This is a genomic window from Vagococcus coleopterorum (assembly GCF_011303955.1).
Classification (GTDB): domain Bacteria; phylum Bacillota; class Bacilli; order Lactobacillales; family Vagococcaceae; genus Vagococcus_D; species Vagococcus_D coleopterorum.
The window spans coordinates 456,287-469,484 of record NZ_CP049886.1; the positions used below are offsets into that span (position 1 = coordinate 456,287).

Here is a 13,198-nt window from a genome sequence, read left to right on the forward strand (position 1 = left end):
AATTTGGTATTTTTTTAATTAAAAATAAAAACAAAGGGGTAGATGGGTAAATGTCTAATTGGGAAACGAAATTTGTTAAAAAAGGTCTAACATTTGATGATGTTTTATTAATTCCTGCAGAGAGTCATGTATTACCAAATGAAGTGGATATGAGTATTAAATTAGCGAAAAACATTACCTTAAATATTCCGTTTATCAGTGCGAGTATGGATACAGTAACCGACAGTAAAATGGCAATTGCTATGGCACGACAAGGTGGGTTAGGTGTTATTCATAAAAACATGAGTATTGAGCAACAAGCTGAAGAAGTTAGAAAAGTTAAACGTTCTGAAAGTGGCGTTATTATTGATCCTTTTTATTTAACACCTTCACATTTAGTTGCCGATGCTGAAGAATTAATGTCTAAATACAAAATTAGTGGTGTTCCAGTAGTAGAATCCTTAGAGAGTCGTAAATTAGTAGGTATTTTAACAAATCGTGATTTACGTTTCATTACTGATTATCAACAATTGATTGCAGATGTCATGACTAAAGAAAATTTAGTAACTGCACCAGTTGGGACAAACTTACGTGATGCTGAAAAAATTCTACAAAAACATAAAATTGAAAAATTGCCAATTGTTGACGATCAAAATCGTTTAAGTGGATTAATTACAATTAAAGATATTGAAAAAGTCATTGAATTTCCAAATGCTGCGAAAGATGAACATGGTCGTTTGTTAGTAGCTGCAGCTGTTGGGGTCACAACAGATACATTTGAGCGTGCTCAAGCATTAATAGACTCAGGAGTAGATGCTATTATCATTGATACAGCACATGGTCATAGTGCTGGTGTTATTCGTAAAATCAAAGAAATCCGTGAAACATTCCCTGATACTACTTTAATCGCAGGTAATGTTGCAACAGCAGAGGGAACACGTGCTTTATATGAGGTTGGCGTAGATGTCGTTAAAGTGGGTATCGGACCAGGTTCGATTTGTACAACACGTGTTGTTGCAGGTGTTGGGGTGCCACAATTGACGGCGATTTATGATGCCGCTGAAGTTGCACGTGAGTATAATCGTACGATTATTGCTGATGGTGGTATTAAGTATTCTGGTGATGTAGTTAAAGCTTTAGCTGCTGGTGGACATGCTGCAATGTTGGGTAGTATGTTAGCTGGAACTGATGAATCACCAGGTGAGTTCGAAATTTATCAAGGACGTCGTTTTAAAACATACCGTGGTATGGGTTCATTAGGTGCTATGGAAAAAGGGTCAAGTGACCGTTATTTCCAAAGCGGTACAAATGAAGCCAATAAATTAGTACCAGAAGGAATTGAAGGTCGTGTTGCTTATAAAGGAAGTGTGGCTGATATTATTTTCCAATTAATTGGTGGATTAAAATCTGGTATGGGTTATGTTGGAGCGGCTAATTTACAAAGTTTACGTGATGATGCTCAGTTCGTACAAATGAGTGGTGCTGGTTTGAAAGAATCTCATCCACATGATGTGTATATTACAAAAGAAGCACCTAATTATTCTGTTGAATCATAATAAAAAAAGCTGACTTTAATTAGTCAGCTTTTTTTGTATTAATTTTTAGTGATTTTTGTTACGCCGCCCATGTATGGAACAAGAGCTTCAGGAATTGTTACAGACCCATCTTCATTTTGGTAATTTTCTAAAATTGCTGCCACGGTTCTACCAACGGCTAATCCAGATCCGTTTAGTGTGTGTGCTAATTGCAACTTACCATCGGTGTTACGGTAACGAATTTTAGCACGACGAGCTTGGAAATCAACGCAGTTAGAACAAGAACTAATTTCGCGATAAGTATCTTGAGCCGGAATCCAAACTTCTAAGTCATAAGTTTTTGCGGCACTGAACCCCATATCGCCAGTACATAGTGCTAACACACGGTATGGTAAGTCTAATTTTTTAAGGATATTTTCAGCGTTTTCAGTCATTTTTTCTAATTCATCATAAGATGTGTCAGCGTCTGTGAACTTAACCATTTCAACTTTGTTGAACTGGTGTAATCTAATTAGTCCACGAGTATCACGACCAGCACTACCAGCTTCTGAACGGAATGAAGGGCTAAGCGCTGTGAAATAAACAGGTAAGTCTTCAGTTGGAATAACTTCATCACGATAAAAGTTTGTTAATGGGACTTCTGCCGTCGGGATTAAAGTAAGGTCGCTATTTTCTAGCTGGAATACATCTTCTTTAAATTTAGGAAATTGCCCAGTACCATACATTGAAGCACTATTAACCATATATGGAGTTAACATTTCTTTATAACCATGCTCACTAGTGTGTGTATCTAACATGAAATTATAAATAGCACGTTCTAAGCGAGCACCCATTCCTTTGTAATATAAGAACCGGCTTCCAGATACTTTTGCTCCACGTTCAAAATCAAGAATATCTAATTCTTCAGCAATTTCCCAGTGTGGCTTAGCTAAAAATGGAAACTCTTTTGGTGTTCCCCATTTACGTACTTCAACATTGTCTTCTTCATCGACACCAACAGGAACTGAATCGTGGGGAATGTTTGGAAGACCTGCTGCAATATCTTCAATTTTTTTGTCAAGTTCGGTTAAGCGAGCATCCATTTCTTTAATTTCTTCACTCAACGTTTTCATTTCGTTAATAAACTGTTGAGCATCTTCTTTTTGGCGTTTTAATGTTGAAATGTGCTCAGAAACTTCATTACGAGTTTTCTTTTTATCTTCTACTTGTACTAGAAGATTTCTGCGTTCTTTATCAAGATCAATAAAGTTTGTTAAGACGGCTTCATCAACCCCACGAGTTTTTAATTTTTGTGTAACAGTTTCAAGATTTTGGCGAATTAATTTAGTATCTAACATATTATTTCCTCCTATTTAATTAAGTGTATTAAAAAAGTCTTCACGTCAAAAGGAATGTTACTTCCTTGGGACGAAAAGACTTTATTCGCGGTACCACCCAAATTCAATATAATATTTTATATTGCACTTGATTAACGGATAACGGTTGTTTGCCGAAACGAATTATTTCTTCGTTTACTATAATGAGATGGATTCATTTGGTTTCAATACTAACTCACACCAACCGCTAGCTCTCTGTAAAAGAAATTCAAATTACTAATTCTCAAAGAATTGAAATATCTGATTGACTTAAGAATACCTAAGTATTTAATAAAAGTCAATTTGCTAGATTAGCTTTTTAAAGAAATCGCTAATCGAACGACCAACTAGTGTGTACCAAGGAGCTTTTTCAACTGGCTCTTTGGTAATTAATTTAAAGTTTTTTTCATTATTTTGTGATTCAACCGATCCCAATTCGTTATCATTTAAATCAACTCTTGCTGTTCCTGCAAACTTACCTTTATCTAAGCCGGCACTTAATTCGGTTTTATTTATTTCAATTGGGTAGGTAGATTTATCTGTTCCTATTCTAACCCAACTTGAAATCTCTTCATCAAGTAGAACAGGGGTTAATCTGTCAATGCCACCCTTAACATGTTGAGAACCAGCGACATCTCCTTTTTTGTATAAAACTTTGAATTCCCAATTGTTATATACGTAATCAATTAATTTATCTGTTTCAATAAACCTTGCATCTTCCTGTTCTTCAGAATTATCAGAATTCATAATAATAGTAATGATTCTTGTATTGCCATCGGTAAACGTTCCAGCAAAACACTCGCCAGCTAAGTCTGTTGTACCGGTTTTAAGACCATCAACACCAGGTCGGTAGTTAGGTTTTTCCGGCAACATCCAATTTGTACTTTCCATGATTGTTTCATCGTCAGTATCTTTGGCAAATACAACTTGTGGCTCTTTAGTTATATCTAGAATTTCAGGAAAGTCGTTTATTAAATGTCTTGCAACAATAGCCATATCTTTTGCAGAGGCAAGATTTTCTTCATCTGCTTTACTTCCGGGATAAATACGACCTTCTGCGGAGTCATTGTTAATTCCAGAAGTAGATATTAAGTAGGAATCTGTGATTCCCCAAATAGCCATTTTTTTTCTCATTAAATCAACAAAATCTTTTTCTGTCCCTGCGATCTTTTCTGCTAAGGCAGTTACAGCTGCGTTGGCAGATACAATTGCACTGGCATTAAACAAGTCACGAACGCTATAGGTTTGTCCTTTAGTAAAAGCAATGTTGGATAGCTCCATATTATGACTAATTTTTAATAAGTGATCACTAATCTCTATTTGATCATCCCAGTTTAATTTCCCATTTTCAATTGCTTCCATAGCAATGTAGAGAGTTATTAATTTTGTCATTGATGCAATTGGAAGAGGTTGATCTGAGTTTTTTTCGTAAAAAATTTTCCCTGTATCAGCATCAATTACGATTGCTGCTTTAGCTTCAACATTGAAGTTATCTTCCTCGGCAAAACTAATAAAAGGTACGAGTGATGTTGCAGAAATAACAAAAACTGCAATCATAGTCTTAAGGTGTTTCATCAAGCAATTCATTTGGAATTCTCCTGTCTTTTTCAAATCGTTTAAAAGTATATCAAGGAATGACAGATATTAGCAACTAAACGTGTCCACTACTTTGTTTTAATGGGATTGTAATCGTGAATGAAGTCCACTCGTCATTCGAAGATGCCCTAATAGCACCGTTGTGAAGAAGTACGATACTTTCAGCAATCGCTAGGCCTAAGCCGCTACCTCCTGTTGCTTTGGAACGAGACTCTTCTACACGGTAAAAACGCTCAAATAATTGTGCTAGTGCTTCTTTAGGAATAGGTTGACCATTATTTTTTACAGTAATGATGGCATTTCCCTCATTAGTATAGGATTCAAGTATGATTTTGCTTCCACCGACTCCATATTTAAGGGCATTGGATATTAAATTATTAAAGAGTCTAACAAGCTTTTCGGGATCAGCTTCAATAATAATTGATTTTTCTTTTGAATCAACAGCAATTGAATAGCCATGATTTGTAGCTTCTATTTCAAAATCAGCAGTCAACTGATTGAGTAGTTGATTTAGGTCGAAAATAGACAGTGAGACAGGAGCGCTTGATTGTCTCACTTTCGTGTATTCAAATAAATCATCAACAAGGACTTTCATCTGTTGTGCTTTTGTATAGGCGGTATGACTATAGCGGAAGAGTTCTTCTTCAGAAGAAAACTTATTTTGCTCAATTAGACCTAAAAAACCAATAACAGAAGTTAGTGGAGTCCTGATATCATGACTAATATTAGTGATCAGTTCATCTTTTGACTTTTCAATTCGACGTTCTTCTTCAATAGCCTCAACAGTACTATCTACCAAACCGTTAACACTGTCGATAACTTTTCCTAAATCACCACTTAATTCAAAGGGAATCCGATGATTATAATTACCATCAGCGATAAAGTGAAGTTCTGTGATAATATGTCTCAGCTGCATTTGTCGGTAACGTCTAATTAGACGCCAGTAAACAATTAAAACATCAATAACCAACATAATAAAAAAAACAAATTTTTTAAGAGAATAAAATGAGTTGCTGAAAAAAGTCTTAACAAGTACCTCTTTGATTCCAAAAATTAAATTCTGAATTGTTAAACTGTCATCAATCAGTAGTTTTGAAACAGATGCTATGGCAATATTTAATAGAAGTAAAATAATAATCGTAATAAATCCTTCTATTATTAGTTCGCTTTTTTCTTTAGATGTTAACGTTATGCGCGATGACTTAGCGACGTTATTATTTTCCATTGATTTTATAACCAACACCCCATACTGTTTGGATGACTTTTTCACCGTTAGTAGCTTCTTCAACTTTATCTCGTAAATGACTAACATGTACCATTACGGTTTTTGCCGATACAACACTTTCTTGTTGCCAAACGCGTTCGAAAATTTCGTCGGCACTGAACACTTTGTTCGGATTGCTAGCAAGAAGATAAAGTATTCCAAATTCAAGAGCAGTCAACTGTATTTCTTTTCCATCTTCAGTAGTAACTTCATGTGAATCTTTCACAATTGTTAATGATCCGGCTTGAATGGTATCGGGTTGATCATTAGTAACTTGTTTTGTTGAACGACGTAATAAAGATTTGACACGAGCCATGACTTCTAACGGATTAAATGGTTTTGTCACATAATCATCCGCACCTGCAACTAAGCCGTGAATTTTATCTAAATCACCGGATTTAGCAGTTAACATGATAATAGGTAAGGAAGATTCTTTGCGAACCTCTTTAACAACTTGCATGCCATCTTTTTCTGGCATCATGACATCAAGAATCATTAACTCTATTTCATCATCTGTTCTTATTTTTGATAACGCTTCTTTGCCATCGTATGCTTTAATGCAATCATAACCTTCATTTTTTAAATAGATAGAAAGTAATTCAACAATTTCTTTATCATCATCTACAACTAAAATTTTCATAACCTAATCCCCCAATTAATATAATATTAAGATACTCTTAGTTTACCAAATAATTAATTAAAAAGATAAAAACAAGAATACTTGGTAGTTCTTTTAAAGAAAACTTTATAAATATAATACAAGGATAAATGTGCAAAAAAATATTTTAAAACAGACGTTTAAAATAGAATAAAAATTAATTTGTTTTTTTCTTAATATTTTGTTGACAGAGTCAACTAATCTTGTTATTATGATTAAGTCGCTAAGGCACAGCCCGAACGACAGAATAGACCTTTGAAAACTGAACAAAGTAAGACGAACCAAACGTGTAGGATGTTGTTCTCATTAGTTGAGACAACAAACTAAATTTTAACGTTTTTTATAAAAACGTAAGTGAAGTAACATTCGCTAGCAAACAACAAATGAGCTGTTTCGAAAGAAACAATCAAAACTTTTATTGAGAGTTTGATCCTGGCTCAGGACGAACGCTGGCGGCGTGCCTAATACATGCAAGTCGAACGCTTCTCCGAACCGGTGCTTGCACCAGTTCATATGAGAAGAGTGGCGGACGGGTGAGTAACACGTGGGTAACCTGCCCTTCAGCGGGGGATAACATTTGGAAACAGATGCTAATACCGCATAATTGGTTTCACCGCATGGTGAAACTATGAAAGACGCTTTACGGTGTCACTGAAGGATGGACCCGCGCTGCATTAGTTAGTTGGTGAGGTAATGGCTCACCAAGACCGTGATGCATAGCCGACCTGAGAGGGTGATCGGCCACACTGGGACTGAGACACGGCCCAGACTCCTACGGGAGGCAGCAGTAGGGAATCTTCGGCAATGGACGAAAGTCTGACCGAGCAACGCCGCGTGAGTGAAGAAGGTTTTCGGATCGTAAAACTCTGTTGTTAGAGAAGAACAAGTGGGAGAGTAACTGTTCCCGCCTTGACGGTATCTAACCAGAAAGCCACGGCTAACTACGTGCCAGCAGCCGCGGTAATACGTAGGTGGCAAGCGTTGTCCGGATTTATTGGGCGTAAAGCGAGCGCAGGCGGTTCTTTAAGTCTGATGTGAAAGCCCCCGGCTCAACCGGGGAGGGTCATTGGAAACTGGGGAACTTGAGTGCAGAAGAGGAGAGTGGAATTCCATGTGTAGCGGTGAAATGCGTAGATATATGGAGGAACACCAGTGGCGAAGGCGACTCTCTGGTCTGTAACTGACGCTGAGGCTCGAAAGCGTGGGGAGCAAACAGGATTAGATACCCTGGTAGTCCACGCCGTAAACGATGAGTGCTAAGTGTTGGAGGGTTTCCGCCCTTCAGTGCTGCAGTTAACGCATTAAGCACTCCGCCTGGGGAGTACGACCGCAAGGTTGAAACTCAAAGGAATTGACGGGGGCCCGCACAAGCGGTGGAGCATGTGGTTTAATTCGAAGCAACGCGAAGAACCTTACCAGGTCTTGACATCCTTTGACCACTCTAGAGATAGAGCTTTCCCTTCGGGGACAAAGTGACAGGTGGTGCATGGTTGTCGTCAGCTCGTGTCGTGAGATGTTGGGTTAAGTCCCGCAACGAGCGCAACCCCTATTGTTAGTTGCCATCATTAAGTTGGGCACTCTAGCGAGACTGCCGGTGACAAACCGGAGGAAGGTGGGGATGACGTCAAATCATCATGCCCCTTATGACCTGGGCTACACACGTGCTACAATGGATGGTACAACGAGTCGCAAGGTCGCGAGGCCAAGCTAATCTCTTAAAGCCATTCTCAGTTCGGATTGTAGGCTGCAACTCGCCTACATGAAGCCGGAATCGCTAGTAATCGCGGATCAGAACGCCGCGGTGAATACGTTCCCGGGCCTTGTACACACCGCCCGTCACACCACGAGAGTTTGTAACACCCGAAGTCGGTGAGGTAACCTTTTGGAGCCAGCCGCCTAAGGTGGGATAGATGATTGGGGTGAAGTCGTAACAAGGTAGCCGTATCGGAAGGTGCGGCTGGATCACCTCCTTTCTAAGGAATATAACGGAATCCTACAGGTTCGTTCTTACTTTGCTCAGTTTTGAGAGGTCTACTCTTAAAATTAGGGGCCTTAGCTCAGATGGGAGAGCGCCTGCTTTGCACGCAGGAGGTCAGCGGTTCGATCCCGCTAGGCTCCATTGACAACGTTGGTTGTCAACATTTGCTCATTGAAAACTGGATAGTTAAAGAAATTAATCAAAACAAACCGAGAACACCGCGTTGTGATAGTACTTTAGTGCTATTCATAAGAGTTTTTAAACAAAGTTCAAAACGCTGTTTAAAGGATCAGTGGAGCCTGTATCGCTACAGAGTGGAAACTGAAAGTCTAACATCATTGTTAGCAACATAGGTTAAGTTAATAAGGGCGCACGGTGGATGCCTTGGCACTAGAAGACGATGAAGGACGGGACTAACTCCGATATGCTTTGGGGAGCTGTAAGTAAGCTATGATCCAGAGATTTCCGAATGGGGAAACCCGGCAGCTGTTATAGGCTGTCATCATATACTGAATACATAGGTATATGAGGTGAGACGCAGAGAACTGAAACATCTAAGTACCTGCAGGAAGAGAAAGAAAATTCGATTACCTTAGTAGCGGCGAGCGAAACGGTAAGAGCCCAAACCAAGAAGCTTGCTTCTTGGGGTTGTAGGACTCAAATATGGTAGCTGTAGTTGATAGTCGAATCGACCTGGAAAGGTCAGCCGTAGTGGGTAAAAGCCCCGTAGGCGAAATGGACTGCACACCTATGAGTATCCTGAGTACGGCGGAACACGAGAAATTCCGTCGGAATCCGCGGGGACCATCCCGCAAGGCTAAATACTCTCTAGTGACCGATAGTGAACCAGTACCGTGAGGGAAAGGTGAAAAGCACCCCGGGAGGGGAGTGAAATAGATCCTGAAACCGTGTGCCTACAACAAGTTAAAGCCCGTTAATGGGTGATAGCGTGCCTTTTGTAGAATGAACCGGCGAGTTACGATAGCATGCGAGGTTAAGATGAAGAGTCGGAGCCGTAGCGAAAGCGAGTCTGAATAGGGCGAATGAGTATGTTGTCGTAGACCCGAAACCATGTGATCTACCCATGGCCAGGTTGAAGGTGCGGTAAAACGCACTGGAGGACCGAACCCACGTACGTTGAAAAGTGCGGGGATGAGCTGTGGGTAGCGGAGAAATTCCAATCGAACTTGGAGATAGCTGGTTCTCTCCGAAATAGCTTTAGGGCTAGCCTCGGATTAAGAATTGTGGAGGTAGAGCCACTGTTTGGACTAGGGGCCCATCTCGGGTTACCGAATTCAGATAAACTCCGAATGCCATATATTCATATCCGGGAGTCAGACTGCGAGTGATAAGATCCGTAGTCGAAAGGGAAACAGCCCAGACCACCAGCTAAGGTCCCAAAATATATGTTAAGTGGAAAAGGATGTGGGGTTGCATAAACAACTAGGATGTTGGCTTAGAAGCAGCCACCATTTAAAGAGTGCGTAATAGCTCACTAGTCGAGTGACCCTGCGCCGAAAATGTACCGGGGCTAAACATATTACCGAAGCTGTGGAGTGCACCATTAGGTGCATTGGTAGGAGAGCGTTCTAAGGGCGTTGAAGGTAGATCGTGAGGACTACTGGAGCGCTTAGAAGTGAGAATGCCGGTATGAGTAGCGAAAGACAGGTGAGAATCCTGTCCACCGTATGACTAAGGTTTCCTGGGGAAGGCTCGTCCTCCCAGGGTTAGTCGGGACCTAAGCCGAGGCCGATAGGCGTAGGCGATGGACAACAGGTTGATATTCCTGTACCAGTAATTATTGTTTGACCAATGGAGGGACGCAGTAGGCTAAGAAATCCGTGCGAATGGAAGTGCACGGCCAAGCAATGAGTTTTAGGGTGAGTCAAATGCTTACTCTTTTAAGAACAAGTTGTGATGGGGAGGGAAATTAAGTACCGAAGTTTCCGATGTCACACTGCCAAGAAAAGCTTCTAGTTAGATGATTACTGCCCGTACCGCAAACCGACACAGGTAGTCGAGGCGAGTAGCCTAAGGTGAGCGAGCGAACTCTCGTTAAGGAACTCGGCAAAATGACCCCGTAACTTCGGGAGAAGGGGTGCTGGTCTCCGGACCAGCCGCAGTGAATAGGCCCAAGCGACTGTTTATCAAAAACACAGGTCTCTGCAAAATCGAAAGATGACGTATAGGGGCTGACGCCTGCCCGGTGCTGGAAGGTTAAGAGGATGGGTTAGCTTCGGCGAAGCTCAGAATTGAAGCCCCAGTAAACGGCGGCCGTAACTATAACGGTCCTAAGGTAGCGAAATTCCTTGTCGGGTAAGTTCCGACCCGCACGAAAGGCGTAACGATTTGGGCACTGTCTCAACGAGAGACTCGGTGAAATTTTAGTACCTGTGAAGATGCAGGTTACCCGCGACAGGACGGAAAGACCCCATGGAGCTTTACTGTAGTTTGATATTGAATGTCTGTGACACATGTACAGGATAGGTAGGAGCCTTAGATGCCAGCACGCTAGTGTTGGTTGAGGCGTTGGTGGGATACTACCCTTGTGTTATGGCCATTCTAACCCGCACCACTAATCGTGGTGGGAGACAGTGTCAGATGGGCAGTTTGACTGGGGCGGTCGCCTCCTAAAGAGTAACGGAGGCGCTCAAAGGTTCGCTCAGAATGGTTGGAAATCATTCGTAGAGTGCAAAGGCATAAGCGAGCTTGACTGCGAGACCTACAAGTCGAGCAGGGTCGAAAGACGGACTTAGTGATCCGGTGGTTCCGCATGGAAGGGCCATCGCTCAACGGATAAAAGCTACCCTGGGGATAACAGGCTTATCTCCCCCAAGAGTCCACATCGACGGGGAGGTTTGGCACCTCGATGTCGGCTCGTCGCATCCTGGGGCTGTAGTCGGTCCCAAGGGTTGGGCTGTTCGCCCATTAAAGCGGCACGCGAGCTGGGTTCAGAACGTCGTGAGACAGTTCGGTCCCTATCCGTCGCGGGCGTAGGAAATTTGAGAGGAGCTGTCCTTAGTACGAGAGGACCGGGATGGACACACCGCTGGTGTACCAGTTGTTCTGCCAAGGGCATTGCTGGGTAGCTACGTGTGGACGGGATAAACGCTGAAAGCATCTAAGCGTGAAGCCCCCCTCAAGATGAGATTTCCCATTTCTTCGGAAAGTAAGACCCCTGAGAGACGATCAGGTAGATAGGCTAGAAGTGGAAGTACAGTGATGTATGGAGCGGACTAGTACTAATCGGTCGAGGACTTAACCAAGAATTAAACGTAGGATTCAAGGAATGTTTTGATTAAACTTAATTATCCAGTTTTGAGTGAGCAATTACTCAAAAGAAAATAATACATCACAAGTGTGGTGGCGATAGCAAGAAGGATACACCTGTTCCCATGCCGAACACAGTAGTTAAGCTTCTTAGCGCCGATGGTAGTTGGGGGTTTCCCCCTGTGAGAGTAGGACGTTGCCACGCTTAGTATTATTTTATCCCATGGAGGTTTAGCTCAGCTGGGAGAGCATCTGCCTTACAAGCAGAGGGTCAGCGGTTCGATCCCGTTAACCTCCATATGACTCGTTAGCTCAGTTGGTAGAGCATCTGACTTTTAATCAGAGGGTCACTGGTTCGAGCCCAGTACGGGTCATTAAAGAAATTTGCGGGTGTGGCGGAATTGGCAGACGCACTAGATTTAGGATCTAGCGCCTAACGGCGTGGGGGTTCAAGTCCCTTCACCCGCATTTATCTAGCCGGCTTAGCTCAGTTGGTAGAGCATCTGATTTGTAATCAGAGGGTCGAGGGTTCAACTCCTTTAGCCGGCATTTTAAGAGTTTTAGACTCTTTTTTATTTTAAATAGTTAACGCGGAAGTAGTTCAGTGGTAGAACATCACCTTGCCAAGGTGGGGGTCGCGGGTTCGAACCCCGTCTTCCGCTTTTTGTTTTGAAAGAAGCAAAAAGCCAGTAGTTAATTCTAGCCGGGGTGGCGGAACTGGCAGACGCACAGGACTTAAAATCCTGCGGTGAGTAATCACCGTACCGGTTCGATTCCGGTCCTCGGCATTAGTGTTTGATCAAGATCAAATCACTTGTACCCATAGCTCAATTGGATAGAGTACCTGACTACGAATCAGGCGGTTAGAGGTTCGACTCCTCTTGGGTGCATTTATAATGATATTTCGGGAAGTAGCTCAGCTTGGTAGAGTACTTGGTTTGGGACCAAGGTGTCGCAGGTTCGAATCCTGTCTTCCCGATTTTTGTAAGCTAAACATTGTTTAGCTTTTTTTTATTGTCATAATTCCCTTTTCTTTCAATTATATTAAAAAATTAGTATACTATTAATAAGTCAAGAAACGTCAGAGATTAAAGGGTGAAAAAAATGAGCAAAATGAATACATCTGATTTAATTGAAGAGTATATAATTGAGTTACTCTCTAAAGAAAACGTGATTGAGCTTCAACGTTTTGAGGTTGCCTCTATATTTAATTGCGTTCCATCTCAAATTAATTATGTTATAAACACGAGATTTACAATTCCTCATGGTTATCAGGTAATCAGTAAACGTGGTGGTGGTGGTTATATTAGAATTTCAAAAGTAGAATTGAGAGAAGAAGACCGGTTGAGCGAGTTATCAAACATATTCGAAGAAACAGTCACTGAAAAAGAAACAAGGGCTATTTTAAATCAACTTCTTGAGTATGATATACTCACTCAAAATGAAGCGTTTTTGATAGAACCTTTTTTTGAAGATAAACTTTTAGAGAATAATCATAAATTACGTGCAGAAATGCTTGATGTTTTACTAGAACGATTAACATATAAAGACAAGGAGTGATTC

6 protein-coding genes, 9 tRNA genes, 3 rRNA genes and 1 other annotated feature are annotated in these 13,198 nt (G+C 41.3%); of the genes, 14 read left to right on the forward strand and 4 right to left on the reverse strand.

The genetic code is table 11. The features are described 5' to 3' along the window. Positions 1 to 50: 50 nt before the first annotated feature. Entirely contained in the window at positions 51 to 1,535 is a 1,485-nt protein-coding gene (gene guaB / locus G7081_RS02285) for an IMP dehydrogenase (RefSeq protein ID WP_166007068.1), read from the forward strand. Between the two features lie 38 nt (positions 1,536 to 1,573). Here guaB and serS read toward each other — a convergent pair whose 3' ends face one another. From serS to croR, 4 genes are all read right to left on the reverse strand, one after another. Then, the gene (serS, locus tag G7081_RS02290; protein ID WP_166007070.1) at positions 1,574 to 2,851 is read right to left on the reverse strand and encodes a serine--tRNA ligase; all 1,278 of its coding nucleotides are present in this window, start codon (positions 2,849 to 2,851) and stop codon (positions 1,574 to 1,576) included. A gap of 63 nt (positions 2,852 to 2,914) precedes the next feature. Next, positions 2,915 to 3,130: a binding site (T-box leader), on the reverse strand. 45 nt (positions 3,131 to 3,175) lie between these two features. After that, on the reverse strand, positions 3,176 to 4,456 hold the full coding sequence (locus G7081_RS02295; RefSeq protein ID WP_166007072.1) for a serine hydrolase: 1,281 nt from the start codon (positions 4,454 to 4,456) through the stop codon (positions 3,176 to 3,178). 64 nt (positions 4,457 to 4,520) lie between these two features. Further along, a complete protein-coding gene (locus tag G7081_RS02300) occupies positions 4,521 to 5,690 on the reverse strand; it encodes a sensor histidine kinase (RefSeq protein ID WP_166007074.1) in 1,170 nt (389 codons plus the stop codon). Next, entirely contained in the window at positions 5,680 to 6,369 is a 690-nt protein-coding gene (gene croR, locus G7081_RS02305) for a response regulator transcription factor CroR (RefSeq protein WP_166007076.1), read from the reverse strand. The genes G7081_RS02300 and croR overlap by 11 nt, the downstream gene beginning before the upstream one ends. A gap of 432 nt (positions 6,370 to 6,801) precedes the next feature. Between croR and G7081_RS02310 the strand changes: the two genes are divergently transcribed. From G7081_RS02310 to G7081_RS02370, 13 genes are all read left to right on the forward strand, one after another. Next, positions 6,802 to 8,360 (forward strand): 16S ribosomal RNA (locus G7081_RS02310). Between the two features lie 73 nt (positions 8,361 to 8,433). Beyond that, positions 8,434 to 8,506: transfer RNA gene (locus tag G7081_RS02315), tRNA-Ala, on the forward strand. Between the two features lie 211 nt (positions 8,507 to 8,717). Beyond that, positions 8,718 to 11,631: ribosomal RNA gene (locus tag G7081_RS02320) — 23S ribosomal RNA — on the forward strand. 93 nt (positions 11,632 to 11,724) lie between these two features. Beyond that, positions 11,725 to 11,840, forward strand: a 5S ribosomal RNA gene (rrf, locus tag G7081_RS02325). The 16S, 23S and 5S rRNA genes sit together here with 9 tRNA genes alongside, the layout of an rRNA operon. A 20-nt stretch (positions 11,841 to 11,860) precedes the next feature. Continuing rightward, positions 11,861 to 11,933, forward strand: a tRNA-Val gene (locus tag G7081_RS02330). 3 nt (positions 11,934 to 11,936) lie between these two features. Next, positions 11,937 to 12,009 (forward strand) — tRNA-Lys (locus tag G7081_RS02335). A gap of 12 nt (positions 12,010 to 12,021) precedes the next feature. Beyond that, positions 12,022 to 12,103 (forward strand) — tRNA-Leu (locus tag G7081_RS02340). Between the two features lie 8 nt (positions 12,104 to 12,111). Further along, positions 12,112 to 12,184: transfer RNA gene (locus tag G7081_RS02345), tRNA-Thr, on the forward strand. Between the two features lie 41 nt (positions 12,185 to 12,225). Next, positions 12,226 to 12,297 (forward strand) — tRNA-Gly (locus G7081_RS02350). A gap of 40 nt (positions 12,298 to 12,337) precedes the next feature. Continuing rightward, a tRNA-Leu gene (locus tag G7081_RS02355) sits at positions 12,338 to 12,423 on the forward strand. 28 nt (positions 12,424 to 12,451) lie between these two features. Further along, positions 12,452 to 12,525: transfer RNA gene (locus G7081_RS02360), tRNA-Arg, on the forward strand. Between the two features lie 15 nt (positions 12,526 to 12,540). Beyond that, a tRNA-Pro gene (locus tag G7081_RS02365) sits at positions 12,541 to 12,614 on the forward strand. Positions 12,615 to 12,739: 125 nt separating this feature from the next. Next, positions 12,740 to 13,195 carry a CtsR family transcriptional regulator gene (locus G7081_RS02370; RefSeq protein WP_166007078.1) on the forward strand — a complete coding sequence of 152 codons (456 nt, stop codon included), beginning with the start codon at positions 12,740 to 12,742 and terminating at the stop codon, positions 13,193 to 13,195. Positions 13,196 to 13,198 lie beyond the last annotated feature (3 nt).

What these genes read in the sequence shown, in the direction of transcription:
- guaB (WP_166007068.1), top strand. Translation starts at nt 51, where the DNA reads ATGTCTAATTGGGAAACGAAATTTGTTAAAAAAGGTCTAACATTTGAT.
- serS (WP_166007070.1), bottom strand. Translation starts at nt 2,851, where the DNA reads ATGTTAGATACTAAATTAATTCGCCAAAATCTTGAAACTGTTACACAA.
- G7081_RS02295 (WP_166007072.1), bottom strand. Translation starts at nt 4,456, where the DNA reads ATGAATTGCTTGATGAAACACCTTAAGACTATGATTGCAGTTTTTGTT.
- G7081_RS02300 (WP_166007074.1), bottom strand. Translation starts at nt 5,690, where the DNA reads ATGGAAAATAATAACGTCGCTAAGTCATCGCGCATAACGTTAACATCT.
- croR (WP_166007076.1), bottom strand. Translation starts at nt 6,369, where the DNA reads ATGAAAATTTTAGTTGTAGATGATGATAAAGAAATTGTTGAATTACTT.
- G7081_RS02370 (WP_166007078.1), top strand. Translation starts at nt 12,740, where the DNA reads ATGAGCAAAATGAATACATCTGATTTAATTGAAGAGTATATAATTGAG.